This is a genomic window from Pseudomonas sp. DL (assembly GCF_047199225.1).
GTDB classification, from domain to species: domain Bacteria; phylum Pseudomonadota; class Gammaproteobacteria; order Pseudomonadales; family Pseudomonadaceae; genus Pseudomonas; species Pseudomonas aeruginosa.
In genome coordinates this window covers 2,041,703-2,056,773 of record NZ_CP178323.1, presented here as the reverse complement: position 1 = coordinate 2,056,773, position 15,071 = coordinate 2,041,703, and the positions used below count along the sequence as shown (strand labels likewise).

Here is a 15,071-nt window from a genome sequence, read left to right as displayed (position 1 = left end):
GGGAGCCGGTCTCAGGTACCGTCGGTGGGTGTGGGCAGGTTGCTTCTCGGCTTGCGCTTGCGCCTGGGTTTCGGTGGTTTTTCGGGTGGCGGCGACAACTCCCGCTTGCGCACCTTCTTGAGGATTTCCCGATGCTTCTCGCGCCAGGCCGGCACGTCGAGACCGTGGAGTTCGAGCAGCTCGGGGTTGCGCTCCACCAGATAGACCGCCGCTTCCTGGGCGGCCTCGGCGATCTTCCAGGCGATCGACTGCGGTTCGATGCTGCCTTCATAGGCGATCCAGTCGCTGAACTCCGGGAAGGTCCCGCAGACCTTCTCGAAATCCTCGTCGTGCATGCGCTGCCGGCCACTCTCGATGTTCTCAAGGCGTTTGGGATCCATGCCGACCACCTCGGAAAACTGCGGTCGGTTCAACCCCGTCAGCCCGCGCAACCCGAACAGGCGCTCGCCGGCGCGAAACAGGCAGCGCTTCCTCACTACATAGACCATGTACGGATACTTCCCTTCGTTTCTGGCGCGATGCGCCTCAGTCGCCCTTGCCGCTCGCGGGCGTTTTCCTCTTCCGCTGGCGCCTGGGTTCCGGCGGCTCTTCCAGGGGCGCCGGCTCCGCCTCCGGCGCCTGTTCCGCCGCCAGCAGCGCCTCGCGTATCTCGCGGTGGCGTTCGCGCCAGGCCTGCATGTCGATGCCGTGCCGCTCCAGCAGCACCGGGTTGCGCTCCACCAGGTAGACCGCGGCCGCCTGCGCCGAGTCGGCGACCTTCCAGGCGATCGACTGCGGCTCTATGCTGCCTTCATAGGCGATCCAGTCGCTGAACTCCGGGAAGGTTCCGCAGACCTTCTCGAAGTCCTCGTCGTGCATGCGCTGCAGCTCGTTCTCGATGTTCTCCAGGCGCTTGGCCGTCATCCCCACCAACTCGGCGAACTGCGGACGGCTCAAGCCCATCAGCTCGCGCAGGGCGCGCAAGCGCTTGCCAGCAGTGAACAAACGTCGATTCTTTACCATGTGTAGTCCGCGTCTGATGGTTCCCTATGCATATTGATTCACTAACTGTTAGTAGATCAATATGAATCCAAGCCCTCTAGACCGAGGGTTCCCCTCCAACATCGGACCATGGTGCAGGACGCCTGATGAAAGTGGAAGAACTCCCCCAAGAGGGTTTCGCCGAGTGCCCCCGCTATATAACCCTGATGCGTTTCGCCTTCCTGACCGGCCTCAGCGACCGGCCGGACCTGCTCTACGCCTGGATAGAGAGCGGCGACCTGCCGATGCGAACCTTCGGTACGCAACGCCTGGTGGATATGCAGAAGCTGCAAAAACGCATCGAGGAAGCAAAAAAAGGGGCCGATTCAACCGGGTGAATCGGCCCTTTCTGAAAGACCCTGCCGCCGGCGAAACCCCTCAGCGATTGAGCATGAAGGTCTCGTACTCCAGGTCGTCCAGCGCGGTGGTCAGGCGGTACAGCCCGACCAGCACGCAGACCAGCAGCGACAGGGTGAAGCCGTAGCCGAAGAAGCTCGGCCCGAGCAGCAGGCTGACGAAGGTCAGGGCGCCGTTGACGATCACGAACAGCACGCAGAGTTCGAGGACGATGCGGCGCTTGTCCAGGTAGAAGAAGACGTTGAGCAAGGCCATGAACACTACCTGGATGCTCACCCCGATCAGGTCGATGTAGAACAGCGGCAGGTAATAGCGGGAAATTCCCAGCCAGCCGAGCAGTTGCGGCGCCAGCAGGAACAGCAGGACCACCGCCAGCCCCTGCACCTTGCAGATTTCCAGCAGGCCCTGGCGGATGGCGAGGATCATCTGCTCCTTGAGCAGGCCGATGTGCTGCAGGGTCTCGCCGCCGCGGATCGCCTCGTAGACCCGCTCGTACCACTCGGCGAAGTCGGTCTCGATGCGCACCAGGAACACCGCCATGCCGGGAATGATCGACAGGTAGGCGAGGAAGATCGGCAGGTCGTAGAGGATCGAGGCGCGCAGCGGGCCGATCACCAGGTCCGAGGTGGATGGGTTGAACCAGAAGATGAACTTGTCGATCCAGATCCCCAGGTTGTAGCAGAGGCCGGTCAGCAGCAGGCTGACGAAGACCTGTCGGCGGTCGAGGAAGTCGAAGGCCACCATGCGCCTGGCCGGGTACTCGCGGAGGATGTCGTAGAGGAAGACGAACAGCAGGCTGGCGTGGCCGATCAGCAATGCCAGCAGCAGGCCGTCCATCTGCATGAAACGCAGCAGGTAGGCACAGGCGACCATCAGCGCGTAGCCGATGAACATCACCAGCAGGATGCGTTTGTAGGCCTTCATTCCCGACAGGAAGATGATCACCAGCCACAGGTTGCAGAGCACCACGAAGTTGGCCATCACCAGCAGGCGGTAGGCGAACGGCTCATCGAACAGGGTCGCCAGCAATATCGCCGAGAGCAGGCCCGCCGCCAACGTCACCAGCAACAGCACGCCCACCAGGTTGGGCAGGATCGCCTCGTGCTTGCGCTCGAACAGGCGATCGGAAATGAAGCGGGTGAAGAACAGTTGCAGTCCCCCGGTGAAGATCAGCGACAGCGCCATCAGGTAGGTCACCGTGATCAGGAACTGCCGGACCAGCACGTCCGGCACCACCACGCCGAGGCTCAGCACGCCGATCAGCATCACGCTGACGATCGACAGCACCCAGGGACCGGAGCTGATCAGCCCGGCGTAGAGGTAGGCGCGCAGGGTCGCCGTATAGGAATCGCGGGAAAGGATCTTCCGCAGTTCGAAGCCGATGCCGGCCATGTCATGCAATCTCCGTGGCTTCGCGGTACAGCCCGCGGTAACGTCCGAGCATCAGCGCCTCGGTGTAGTAGCGTTCGACCCGTTGCAGGCCGACCGCCTGGGCCGCCTGCCAGCGCTGCGGATTGCGCAGCAGGGCGAGGATCGCCCGCGAAGTGGCCTGCGGGTCGGCGATCGCCACCACCTCCCCGGCGCGACCCAGGGCGCGATCTTCGGCGTCGGCGCCTTCGATCAGTTCGCGGCAGGAGCCGACGTCGCTGCTCACCACCGGGGCGCCGGCAGCCCAGGCTTCGAGGATCACCAGCGGCTGCGCTTCGCTGATCGAGGTGAGGACCATCAGGCCGAGTTGCGGCAGGACCTCGCCGATCCGACGGAAACCGAGGAACTTCACCTTGTCCTGCAGGCCGAGGCTGGCCACCAGGCTGCGGCATTCGCTGACATAGTCCGGATCTTCCTCCTCCGGACCGACGATCCAGCCCTCCGCCTCCGGCATCGCGCTGACCACCCCGCGCATGGCGCGGATGAAGGTCTTCACGTCCTTGATCGGCACTACCCGGCCGACCAGCCCGACCACCGGCGGAATCCCCGGCGGCCGCCGTTCGAGGGCGCCGGCCCAGGCATCGAGGTCGATGCCGTTGGGGATCACCCGGGTGCGCCGTGGCTCGGCGCCATCGAGTACCTGGCGCTGGCGGTTGCCTTCGTAGAGGGCGACGATCGGATTGGCGGCGCGATAGGTGAGCAGGCCGACACGCTCGAAGAAGCGGATCCACAAGCGACGGATGTAGCTGACCTCGGCATCCAGTCCGGTACTCAGCTGCTCGTCGGGGTTCTCCGCGATCCAGTTGGCCTGGGCCAGGTCGATCTTGCGCTCCTTGGTGTAGATGCCGTGCTCGCTGAGCAGGTAGCGGCAGCCCCAGCGACGTTGCAGGATGCAGCCCAGCAGGCCGGCGTAGCCGGTGGAGATCGAGTGCAGCATGCGCGCCCGCGGCATCCGCCGGGCCGCCTCGGCGAGCATGAACACCGGCGCCTGCATCGAGCGCAGGGTCCAGAAGTAATTGACGAAGGACGGATCGGTGCAATAGCGCTCGTAGCCTGCGGTGATCGCCTCCCAACTGGCCTTGCTGTGGAGAAAGTCCTCGCGGCCGATGCGGCCCTCGGCGAGCAGGTCGAGCAGCGCGTCGCCCTCCTCCACGTCCGGCGTCTCCGGGTAGTGGAAGAAACGGTGCAGATCGCGCAACGCCTTTTCGGTCTCGCTACTGCCCTGTCGCGTCTGCGGGTTCGGCGAACTCCAGGCGGTTTCCAGGAAGTGTTCCTCGATGTGCAGCACATTGTCCGGGATCGGGTAGTGGCGCTTGCCGTAGGCATCCTTCTGGCCGCCGATGAAGAACACCGAGAAGGTCAGGTCGGGGAGACCGAGGATCAACTGGTTGACCCAGCTGGAGACGCCGCCGCGGACATAGGGCCAGGTGCCCTCCAGCAGCAGGCAGACATCGGCGACGGGCGCCGTCGGAGCGGTGTGTTCGGTCATGTCCAGTATCTCGCCAGGGCCGCGAAGGGCGGCCGTTGCAGCATGTCGTCGGGCATTCCGGCGAGAAGCCGGGGGATGTCCCGGTAGCGCCGCTGGAAGAACGCCACCTCGGCGCGGAACGGCGCCAGCTGGGCGCTATCGATTCCCGCCTCCTCGGCGGCCTGGAGGGCGCGTCCGGCATCCTCCAGGCGGCCTTGTTCGAGGGCGATGCGCCCGGCCAGCAGATGCAGGTCGGCCGAGGGTGCGCCGCGCAGCGCCTGGTCGGTATGCTCGCGCGCCTGCTCGAGGATGTGCTCCAGCACGCTGCCCTGGGCCAACCCCAGGTAGGCCAGTTCCCAGTACCAGCGCGCCAGGGTTCCGTGCAGCGCGCCGCGTCGCGCCGGCGTGGCGCCGGCGAGGCGGCCGAGGGCGGCCTCGATGCGCTGGTTGATCCGGCTTTCCTTCTGGTCGAGCATCGAGTAGGCCAGCAGGCGGACGTCGTCGGCGGGGTCGCGCAGGGCCAGCTTGAGGATCGGGATCGCCTCCTTGCCGGGCATCCGCCGGGTGGCGAAGATCGCCGTGAGCCGCTGGTTCGGGTCCGGCGCATGGCGCAGGACGTCCTGCAGACCGCCGTCGCTGAACATCATGTCGAGGCGCTTTTCCTTCGGCCGGAACGGCAGCTCGGGGACGCCCATCGCCTGCCAGGCCTGCTCGCCACGCTGGCGCGGCAGGTATAGCGCCGGGAATACCGCCGCGGCGACGCCGACCGCCCCGATCAGCGGCACGAAGAAGGCCAGGCTGAAGAGGAACAGCGGGCTCCACGGCAGCGGGAACTTGTAGCGCCGCGGCAGCAGCAGCCATACGCCGACGCACAGCAGCGCGCTGCCCAGGCCGTGGGCGAACAGGTAGAGCGCCAGCGCCTGGCCGAACGGCAGGTCGGCGAAGACACTCGCCCAACTGCTCAGCTCGAACAGGAAGGCGCCGCTAAACAGCCACTTGCTGATCATTCAGGCCGCACTCGTTGAAAAGGAAATGTCCCAGCGCCTGCCGATCGTTGCCGGCGTCCAGTTCGTACTGGCGGATGCGCACGCCCAGCGACTCCAGCTCGCGGGCCTGGCCGAAGCGTTCGGCGAAGAGAATCCTCAGGCGCTGCAGATACCCCTGGGAGCCTTCGGCGGAAGTCAGCGGCAACAACACCAGCAGGACCCGCCGGCCCTCGTCGTTGCGCAGTCGCAACTGCACGTCGAGGCCACGCTGGCTGCCTTCCAGCAGACGCTGGACCTCTTCGCCGTAGCGCGCATCGGTCAACTCGAAGGCATACAGGCAGGCCGGCAATCCATGGTCGCGGGCGTCCAGCAGGGAGCGCTTGAGGTACTGGGAGAAGCGCTGGGCGTCGATGTCGGCCAGTTGCAGTGCGCGACGGTCGCTCTGCAGCAAGTCGGCGATATGCCCGGCGAGGATCGCCAGCAGGCTGAAGGTACGTTCGTTGAAGACGAAGAACGGCATCTGCTCCACCGCCAGCAGGGCAAGGATCCGCCCATCGGTGTCGACCAGCGGCACGCACACCTGCAGCGCGCTGTGCGCACGCTGCTCGCCGCGCTCCAGCAGTTCCTGGCGCACGCTGACCAGTTCGCCGCGCTCCAGGCAGGTGCGCACCAGCAGATCGTCGGCGTCCAGCGCCGGCATCTCGCCGAGCGTCGCCAAGGGTTGCGGCTCCGGGGTGCGGTCGTGGCGCACCCGGTAGAGTCCGGCGATGCGCAGCGAACCGTACTGGGCCAGCAGCGCCAGCACGGTTTCCGCCAGCGCATCGAGCGGTGCCTCATCGCCCGGCAGCTCGCGCAGCAGTTGTCGCAGACCGAGCAGCGAACTGCGCAGGCTCTGGTCGTTGCCGGCGACCCGCTGTTCCAGGCGATCGTGGGAGATGCGCAGGATGTGATGGGCGCGGGTGAATTCGTCGAGGCGCAACTGACGGTACTCGTTCGCCAGCTCCAGGCGCTCCAGGCGGCGTTCCCAGATGTCGCGGAACTCGCCCACCAACATGGCGCAGAGCAGCACGCCGACGATGAAGGCCGCCGGTACCTGGGCATAGGCCTCGACGCCCTGGACGCGAAACGCGAACAGCGCCGCCACCAGCAGCGCCGCGCTGGCCAACCCGCGGACGAAGCCGTAGCGCATGCCCAGCAACAGGGGCGCGAGGATCACCCAGGGAAAGGTGGCGTTGACCTGCAGCGGGTCGTCCGGGCTGAACCACCAGCCCAGGCCCAGCGCGAGCGCGCTGATGACCAGCGTCTCGACCCAGGAGACGCTGCCGCTGGCGCGCGGTGCGAGGGCGAAATCCTTGTGCGCGGACATCGCCGTCACTCGAGCCGCAGGTCGCCGACCAGCTCGCGCAGGACTTTCTGCGCGGCGCCCGCCAGGCTTTCCCGGGACCAGCCGGCGCGCGCCCCGCTGGTGCTCCAGAGCACCCGCCCGGAGGCCGGCTCCAGCACCTGCAGGCTGACGCCCACCGCCGGCTCGCCGTCCAGGCCGTTCTTGTACTGCCACTCCTCGACGCTGCCGGTGACCACGTAGGCCAGCTTCTGCTGGCGTGCCCAGTCCAGCGCGCGCTGCTGGCGCTCGCGGTCGTCGACCAGTTGCAGGTCGCCTTGCGGCTGCGCCGGGTACAGGCGCGGCCGCACGCCCTCCTCGGCCAGCACGCTGAGCAGGATCTGCTCGGCACGCTCGCCGGCCTGCGGCGCCTGGGAGTAATTGAGCAGCGGCACCAGGCCCCACTGCGCGCCGCGCGCCAGCGGCGTAGCGCTTTCGCTGGTGAAGCTGGAGCAGCCCGCCATGAACAGGGCGACGGCCGCGAGAGCCAGGCAGCGGATGGATTGCATGTTGTGTTCCTCCTGTTGAATTCCGTATCCGGGCCGCGTTCAGCGGCCGAAGCGCGTGCTGTAGGTCACCCCGAGCGTGCCGCCGGCATCGCCGCCGCCGCCCTGGGGAGCCGACTGGTAGCCGAAGGTGAACGCCAGTTCGTCGTCGCCCAGCAGCTCCATGCCGATGCCGAGATCGATGCCGTAGTTGAACTCCTTCTCTGTCCACTGCCAGCCGGCCAGGGTGTCGACGATCCAGGTGTATTGCGGACGGCTGCGGTTCAGCGCGCCAGGGAAGCCACGGCGCCAGGTGCTGCCGAGGTAGACCTGGCCATAGCGGTCCTGCAGCAGGTCCTGGCTGCGCGCGCCATCGAGCGCCAGCGCACCGCCATGGGCCGCCAGCAGGTCGTCCGGCACGCGGTTCTCCAGGCGATTGCGCTGGTAGTCGATGCCGCCGCGCAGTTGCCAGGCCGGGCCGTCGAAGAACAGTGTGTGGGCCCATTCCAGGGACAGCGCCTCGCCGTTGCCGAGGTCGTCGCCCTGGCGGGTGGAGAAGCGGTTGTGCGCCAGCGACCAGCTCAACTGGTCGCGCCCGCTGAGGGTGTGGCGGCCGCCGAGCCGTAGGCTGTCGCGCATGCCGAGGGCTCGCATCAGGCCGGTCTCGTCGGTCTCGCGGTGCCAATCGAGGCCCGCTTCCAGTTCGTCGCGCGAGCTCAGCCGCCAATTGCGCAGCAACCCCAGACCGTGGCGGTCCTCGTCGTCGCGCCAGCTGCCATCGAGCGTCGCCGCGGCGAAGCCATCGGCCAGTTCGCGCCGCAACGTCAGCCTGGCGTTGCGTTCGCTACCGAGGAGCGAGCTATCCAGCGCATCGCCGTGATAGCGGCCACTGCCCAGTTCGAGATCGGCGTACCAGTCGTCGCCGAGGTGGCGCGCCGCGCGCAGCGTCGGCCCCTTGAAGTCGAGACCGCCGAAGTCGCGCTTGTTCCAACCCAGTTGCAGGCCCTGGGGAGTGCGTTCGAGGATTTCCGCCGCCTGCCGCCGCAGCTGCTCGCGGTTGTCGCGCGAGTGGCCGTCGCCCAGTGCGCCCAGGGCCTCGCCCAGCGCTTCGCCGCCATGGCCGAGACGCACCAGCGCCTCGACCCGCTGCGCCGGATCCAGCTCGCCGCGCTCCAGCAGGCGTTGCAGGGCGGCGCGATTCTGGCTGCGCAGGGCGGCCTGGATCTCTTCGTTGCGCCCGATCTTCAGGCCCCGGCCGCGCGCCCAGGCCAGCCAGTCATCCTTCAGCGGCTCCTGGTTGGTGGCGGCGAGCTGGTCGAGGAACTGCTCGAACCACAGCTGCAGCATCGCCGGCTCGCCATTCCAGGCCCGCCGCGCCTCGCCCTGGGCGAGCAGCGGCCCCTGGGCCACGGCGAGCAGGCGCAGGTAGGCGGCGAAGCTGTCCGGGGTGGCCCTGACCGCCTCGCGGTCGAGCCGCCGGAGCAGTAGTCGGCGCAGGCGCAGGGCCTTGTCCTGGTAGCCGCTGGCATCCAGTGCGTCGGCGTAGGCGGCCTGCACCAGCCAGTCGTTGGGATTGGACTTGAGGTACAGGCGGAACCAGGCCAGCGCCTGGTCGTTACGCTCGAGCAGCAGGCTGGCGCTGGCGAACGGCAGCCACAGCGTGCTGTCCCGCAGCGCCAGGCCATGCCACTGCGCCAACAGGGGCGCCAGGCTGTCGCGACGGCCACGGTCGATGTAGAACCAGAGCAGGCGTTCGCGCACCAGGTTCTCGCCGGGGAAACGCACCAGGGCTTCCCGGTACAGACGCTCGGCGACGTCGCCATGGCCTTCCTGTTCCGCCAGCCGCGCCCTGGCCACCCAGTAATAGGGGCTGCCCTGCGCTTCCGGCAGGCCTTCGGCCTCGGCCAGCAGGCTCTTCAGGGCCGGCCAGTCGTGGAGGTTCTCCGCCAGTTGCAGGGCGCTGGCCAGGCGCCGCGGATCGCGGCTGCGCTGCCAACTGCCGATAAGCACCTGCAAGGCCTGCTTCGGATTGCTGTCCCGGTACAGGGCGATCAACTGGTCCTCGTCGCTGCTGTTCAGGCGGATGTCCAGGGCCAGCATGCGCTCGTAGGCGGCGCGGGCATCGTCGTCCTGCTCCAGGGCCCAGGCCAGCGCCGCGCGCAGGCGCCAGAACTCCGGCTCGCGGATCGCGCGGGTATCCACGCCGGCGAGGACCTTCCAGGCCTGGCGCGGATCGAACAGGTTCCAGTGGGTTTCCGCCCACTGCATGCGTTCCTTGACACTCAGCGGGAAATGCCGGGCCATCCGCGCCCAGACCCCGGTCTCTTCCTGCAACTGCTGGGTGTGTTCGAGGATCTGTTGCAAGCGCTGCCAGGCCAGGCGCTGTTTCGGATAACGCTGCACGTAGCCGCGCAGCCATGCCTCGCCCTCTTCCGGCGTGCCGCGGGTTTCATGGCTGTAGACCAGCGCATCGAGTTCCTCGTCGGTCATCTGTCGCTGCGCACCGATGGGCGCCAGCAGCTCGATGGCGCTGTCGAAATCGAACATCTGCAGCGACAGGCGCCAGGCATGCTCGCGCAGGGCCGGGTCATCGGCGCCGGCCAGCAGTTGCTTCCACAGGCCCAGGGCCTGCGGGCCGTTGCCGGTCCATTCGCCAAGGCGCGCGAGATCGGCCAGCAGCGTCCTGTCCTCCGGGCGCAGGGCCAGCAGCTCCCGGCCGACCTCCCAGGCCCGCTCGACCCGCCCGGCGGCCATGTTCAGGCGCAGGTCGGCGGCCAGCGCCTCATGGTCCTCGGGGCGCAATTCGCGCCAGCGCCGGATGAAGCGTTCGGCCAGGTCGTAGCGCTGGCTGCCTTCGGCGGCGCGTACGCCCTCGGCGAGCCAGGCCAGGGTCGATTCATCCTCCGGCAAGGCGTCCAGCCGCTCGTCCAGCAACAACGCCGCCTGTTCGCCGCGCTCGCCAGCGAGCAGGCTGGCGAAGGCCTGGCGCAGATAGGCCAGGCGCTTCGCCGACTCGGTTTGCGCTTCGGCCAGTTGCCGCTGGATGTCCGCCGCCGGCAGCGGCTCGCCGGAAGCCAGGTACCAGCGCGCCGCCTCGTCCAGCCAGCGCTGCCGGCCCTGCGGGTCGCGGCCGGCCAGTTCGGCAAAGGTCCGCGCCGCCAGGTCCGGCGCGTCCAGGGCCAGGGCATGACGGGCAAGTCGTTCGAGCATGGCGTCGTTCAACGAAACATGCTCGATCTTGCGCAGGCGCTCCAGCAATCGGCGCGTCTGCTCCTCATCCATGCCCTCGGGCCTGGCCAGGGCGCCAAGGATGTCCAGTTCCACCTCGTAGAACGGCGTTGCCAGGCGGTCCTTGCCGCGCAGACGGGCGAGGTGATGACGCGCCTGCTCGAAGTCGCCGAGCTTGACCAGCAGGTCGATCAGGGTCAGGCGCAGCGCGTCGTTCTCCGGGTGCGCCTGCAACAGCAGTTCGGCGTAGTTCACCGAGACCGCGTCGGGCTCGCCATCGCCGCTGGGCATGAATACTTCTTCGCTGTTGAAGGTCAGCCACAGCACCAGCGCCACCCCGAGAGCGACCGGCAGCAGGGCCCAGGGATTCAGCAGGCGCGCCTGGGGATGCTTGTCAGCGGCAGACGAGTTGGCCATCGCGCACCTGCTCCATCGGCAACTCGAACGTCCACAGGCCGTTGCCGGCCTTTCCCGGGAAGGCCTTGCCGGCCGCACTCAGCCGGCAATCGCCCGCCGCGCGCACCACCAGGCGTAATGGCAGGTGCCCGGCGAAGGCGAACTCGACGCGGCCATCGTCGCGGTAGCGCCAGTGCTTCAGCGGCAGGTTGGCCTCCTCCAGCGCCGGCCGCGGATCGCGGCTGTCGCGCAGGACCAGGCGCGCATTCGCCGCACTCAGGTGCACATAGCGCCCCTGGGGCAGGTCGCGCACGCCCGCGACTCCCGTGGAGCGAGCGAGGTCCGGCCAACCCAGCGCCGGGTCCAGGCGCACCGTGCGCAAGGCGGCGAAGCCGCGCAACTGCCAGCTGCCATCGGCACGCTTGGCCAGGCTGGCGCGATGCAGGCCTTCCAGGCGCGGGATGTAGTCGCTCATCCACAGCGACAACGGACGCTCCGCCTGCATCGCCGCGTAGATCTGGTGCATGGTGCGGATCGAGGCCTGCTTGGTCCCCGAATAGAAGTGGTAGTACAGGTGCAGGCCGCGCAGGCGGCGCGGGCTGTCGGTCAGGGCGAAGGTATCGATGACGCCGCGGAAGCCGTAGTACGGCCCCTGCCAGAGATTGGTGTAGACGTTCTCGTTGATGATCGGCGCGTAGTACTGCACGCCGCCGCGGGTGGGCCGGATCAGCGGATAGAGTCCGGTCAGCGAGGGAAAGGCCCGGGTCAGCGCGGTATTGCCGCCGTTGACGTTCATCAGCCCGGCGTCGTAGGCGAGCTTGATGGTGGCGGCGTCGGGCAGCGCGTCGCCGGACCAGAAGATCATCTTGACCGGCTTCCGCGGGGTGGTCAGGCGCTGCTCGATGTAGTCGCGGGCGCCGATCACCTCGCGTACGAAGTCGACCTTGTCGTAGCCCGGGATGGCCATCTTGTAGCCATACTGGGCCTCGAAGTTCTCGCCCTGCTCGGCCAGTTGCGGCTGCCAGAAGAACGGATGGCTGAAGGTATGGCTGGCGACCTCCACCTTGTCGTCGGCGAAGATGCGCCGGGCGATCGGCTCCAGCTCCCTGGCCAGGTGCGGGTACATGCCCTTCGGCCCGACCTCACCTTCGATCACCGAGACCGAGGTGAGGAACGGATAGGGCTTGATGAAGTCCTCCAGCACCTGCTGGCCGGCATAGGGACTGCCGGGCACCTCGGCACGGGAGACGAAGCCGTCGCCATCGATGTGCACGGTGGCGATGCGCCGGCCATTCTCGGTGGTCGCGTCGGGACTCGGCAGCGGCACAAGACGCAAGGCCTTGCGCAGGAAGGCGAACGGATCGAGGATCCAGCGCCGGTGCTCGCTACCCTCCTCCAGCACATAGGGCGCCAGGGCGAAGCCGCCCCAGTCGGCGGTCGCCACCGGCACGTACTCCTTGCCGTCGCCCTTGAGCTTGAGCGCCGGGGTCACCCGCGCCGGATCGAGTACGGTGAGCGCCGGCAGGTCGCGGATCCGGATCACCAGCGGCGCTTCGAAGGAACCAAGCAGCGCCTGGTCGTGGGTCTCGGTACTCGGCTTGACCTTGAGTTTCTGCGACAGTCGGCGAATACCCAGGCGCTGCAACAGGCCGTCGTTCTCGGTAGGCAGACCGGCGAGGAACGCCACCGGCACCTTTTCGTCGAGACGTGCAGCGATCCAGTTGTCGAAGGCGTCGCTGGCCAGCGGCGGTCCACTGGTCATCCAGGTGACTACCCCCGCGTAGAGACCGCTCAGCGGACGTTCGGGCAGCGGCTGGTCGGTGGGCAGGTAGTCGACCCGATAACCGAGGTATTCGAGCAGGCCGCCGAGGTAGACGTGACCGGGGCTCAGGGTCAGGTCGCCCTCGCGCGGATCGTAGAGCAGCGCGATGCGTCGCGGTTGCACCTCGACGTCGCTCACCCCCAGGTAGTCCAGCGCCGGGGTGCTGACGAACGGCACGTAGCCTTCGCTACGCAGGCGCGCAGCGAGCGCGCGCGCCTCGTCGCGCCGCTCCGGCGGCAGGTAGTCGATGGCGACGATGGGCATGCCCTGGGCGCGCAGGGCATCCAGGTGACCCTTCAGCCAATCGCGATCCTCCTGGGTCACCTCGCGGTATTGCCCGGCAGCGGCGTCCCAACCGGCATGGATCGACTCCACGGCCACCGCCGACGCGACGCCGGGCAACTCCGGCAGCACTTCGAAACCGCGATTGAAAAACAGCTTGAGGCCCGGCTCCTGGCGATGCAGCTGGGCGAGGAAACTGGCCAGCGCCCGGCGCTGGCCCTCGCGGCGCTCCTCGGCCTGTAGCTGGAAGCTGTCCAGGGTATCGAGGAACAGGCCGGCGTAGCCCTGTTTGCGCAGCTCCGCGGCGCGCTTGAGCAGGTGCGCCCGCCAACTCGGCGCGGCGAGGTCCATTACCTGGCTGTTCCAGGCTTGGTTGCGGACCGCGCTCTTGCCCCGGGCCAGGCCGCTGTCGGCGATGGCGGCGGCGTCGCCGTCGAACTCGCCGACCGACAGATAGGCGAAGGGCGTGCTGCCCTGCTCTTTCAGATACCCGACATCGGCCGGCTTGAGGTGCGCCGCTTCGAGCACCACCCAGTCGAACTGGGAAAGCTCGGCCAGCGGCGGCCGCTCGGCGTACCAGAACGCCACGCTGGACGGCCCGCCGGCATCCCCTGCGGCAGTGCCGGCACAAAGCGCCAGCGCCAGGCCGGCAAGCCAGGCGAGCGGGCACTCGATGGGTCGAAGGATGTTACGGCGGGACGGCAGACGCAGCACGGCGATTCCTTTCTTGCTGAACCGCATGCCCAGCCTACGCGGCAGGGTCGATACCGACCGAAGCGGCAGGTCGGAAGCATGGATGCGGTTTCCGGTGGCAACGTCGAATCCCTGACAGTGCGGGCACAGCCAAAGCAGCCGCAGGCGATTAACGTCAATCTAATGACTAAATATGCTAATTGCTAAATTTTTAAGCGGAAACTGTCAATTTTTAGGCACATACATGACGCCATGGTGTCCTTTTGCCTGCCCGTGACGCTTTGCAGGTCAACTCCGCGCTTTCCGAGACACCGCTGTGGCAAAGTGGAAAGCCCAGGTTTCACGCACTTCATCAGGAAAGTCGACGGCCCTCCGGAAGCCCCCGGAAGTCACTTCGTCTAGAGCCATCGGTTCGGTAGACGCCGCTCGCTAATAACTAAATGTTTATTAAATCCGTGAAACAGGTTGTCTTTTCCGGCCAACGAAAGGCGCCGGGCATTTGGCGCACGCGCGTGCGGTCGCACCGCCTTCAGTTGCGTGCGAGGAACCGCACCAGCCACACCGAGGCGACGCCTATCGCCCCACCCGCCAGTACTTCGGCGACCCGCAGCGAGGCGACCAGGGGCGACTGCTGAATCGCCCAGGAGGCGCAGGCGATGCACGCGCAACGCGCGGCAAAACCTGTCGCGTAGTGACGGAATCCGACGAGGGTGAGGACCGAGGCAAGAGTCGCCAAGGTGTGGACCAATAGAACATGCGGTAGAGCGGCCCCTACCGCGAGGCCGAGCGGTACGCCGAGCAGCGCGCCAAGCCCGCGATCGCGCAGCTTCAGGTGCGCGCTGGCGGCATTGCCGGTAACCACGCTGGCGGACGACCAGATCGCCCACTGGCCGTATTCGATGTGCCGCCACGCCACCAAGGTCGCGCTGCAGGCTACGGCGAGTGTGACCGCCAACACAGCCTGGAGCAGCTCGTCATGCGCGGCCGCGTGGCCCGTCAAGTGCGCCCCACGCCAGCGCAGCAGGGTGCCGTAACGGCGTGCGAGCGCTGCGTGGCGCAAGGTATCGACACCGGCGAGCGCCACCGATGGTAGCGTCGCGACGACGAGATACGGCACCAGGGACAGCGCAGCGCGGTGCGTCGCGGCAACCTCGCAGGCCAGATAGAGCACAGGAATAAAGACGAAATTGCCCAGCGTGCGCAAGCGCGTATCCAGGCCGGATAGCGCGACAGCAGCAGCGGCGAGCGCTGCGCAAGCGATGGCAAACGCCGCTCCCCAGGCGAGCGCGAACGACAGGCCGAGAAAGCCGAGGATGATCGCCACCCCCTGGCCGAGCGCCGCGAGCGGTGCGCTACCGACCCGCTCGACGACGACCGCCACGGAGATCGTCGCGATATTCGCCAGCAGCCAGTTGGCATCGCCGCTGGCGCTGTAGAGCACGAACAGCGGCAGCGACACGGCGAGCGCGCGCCCCATGGCGCGGCCGTCGAACAGGCGTGTCAGCGAGGCGCACACACGACGCGC

Annotated in this window: 11 protein-coding genes; 1 reads left to right on the top strand and 10 read right to left on the bottom strand. The window is 67.6% G+C overall.

Going from position 1 to position 15,071, the window contains the following annotated elements; all coding sequences use genetic code 11:
- Positions 1-11: 11 nt before the first annotated feature.
- Both ACI766_RS09625 and ACI766_RS09620 read right to left on the bottom strand, forming a co-directional pair.
- Positions 12-488 carry a helix-turn-helix domain-containing protein gene (locus ACI766_RS09625; protein ID WP_003115353.1) on the bottom strand — a complete coding sequence of 159 codons (477 nt, stop codon included), beginning with the start codon at positions 486-488 and terminating at the stop codon, positions 12-14.
- Positions 489-525: 37 nt separating this feature from the next.
- Positions 526-1,002 (bottom strand): helix-turn-helix domain-containing protein, encoded by a 477-nt coding sequence (locus tag ACI766_RS09620; protein ID WP_009313801.1) that lies wholly within the window; start codon positions 1,000-1,002, stop codon positions 526-528.
- Positions 1,003-1,127: 125 nt separating this feature from the next.
- Here ACI766_RS09620 and ACI766_RS09615 point away from each other — a divergent pair, with 125 nt between their 5' ends.
- Positions 1,128-1,358 carry a hypothetical protein gene (locus tag ACI766_RS09615; RefSeq protein WP_003091282.1) on the top strand — a complete coding sequence of 77 codons (231 nt, stop codon included), beginning with the start codon at positions 1,128-1,130 and terminating at the stop codon, positions 1,356-1,358.
- Between the two features lie 40 nt (positions 1,359-1,398).
- On the opposite strand, the gene pelG is transcribed toward ACI766_RS09615, so the two are convergent.
- The 8 genes from pelG to ACI766_RS09575 form a co-directional block, all read right to left on the bottom strand.
- The gene (gene pelG / locus ACI766_RS09610; RefSeq protein ID WP_003091283.1) at positions 1,399-2,769 is read right to left on the bottom strand and encodes an exopolysaccharide Pel transporter PelG; all 1,371 of its coding nucleotides are present in this window, start codon (positions 2,767-2,769) and stop codon (positions 1,399-1,401) included.
- Position 2,770: 1 nt separating this feature from the next.
- Positions 2,771-4,294: a GT4 family glycosyltransferase PelF gene (gene pelF, locus ACI766_RS09605; RefSeq protein WP_047689118.1), complete on the bottom strand. Its 1,524-nt coding sequence runs from the start codon at positions 4,292-4,294 to the stop codon at positions 2,771-2,773.
- Positions 4,291-5,280 (bottom strand): tetratricopeptide repeat protein, encoded by a 990-nt coding sequence (locus ACI766_RS09600; protein ID WP_003116464.1) that lies wholly within the window; start codon positions 5,278-5,280, stop codon positions 4,291-4,293. The genes pelF and ACI766_RS09600 overlap by 4 nt, the downstream gene beginning before the upstream one ends.
- Positions 5,258-6,625, bottom strand: coding sequence for a PelD GGDEF domain-containing protein (locus ACI766_RS09595; RefSeq protein ID WP_003143627.1), 1,368 nt, complete (start codon positions 6,623-6,625; stop codon positions 5,258-5,260). Before ACI766_RS09595 ends, ACI766_RS09600 begins: the two co-directional genes overlap by 23 nt.
- Positions 6,626-6,630: 5 nt before the next feature.
- Complete coding sequence (locus ACI766_RS09590; protein WP_003091288.1) at positions 6,631-7,149, bottom strand: pellicle/biofilm biosynthesis outer membrane protein PelC; 519 nt, start codon at positions 7,147-7,149, stop codon at positions 6,631-6,633.
- 39 nt (positions 7,150-7,188) lie between these two features.
- The gene (locus tag ACI766_RS09585) at positions 7,189-10,770 is read right to left on the bottom strand and encodes a tetratricopeptide repeat protein (RefSeq protein WP_003452527.1); all 3,582 of its coding nucleotides are present in this window, start codon (positions 10,768-10,770) and stop codon (positions 7,189-7,191) included.
- Entirely contained in the window at positions 10,748-13,594 is a 2,847-nt protein-coding gene (locus ACI766_RS09580; RefSeq protein WP_087823956.1) for a bifunctional glycoside hydrolase 114/ polysaccharide deacetylase family protein, read from the bottom strand. The genes ACI766_RS09585 and ACI766_RS09580 overlap by 23 nt, the downstream gene beginning before the upstream one ends.
- A 481-nt stretch (positions 13,595-14,075) precedes the next feature.
- Positions 14,076-15,062: an FUSC family protein gene (locus tag ACI766_RS09575; protein WP_003103485.1), complete on the bottom strand. Its 987-nt coding sequence runs from the start codon at positions 15,060-15,062 to the stop codon at positions 14,076-14,078.
- Positions 15,063-15,071 lie beyond the last annotated feature (9 nt).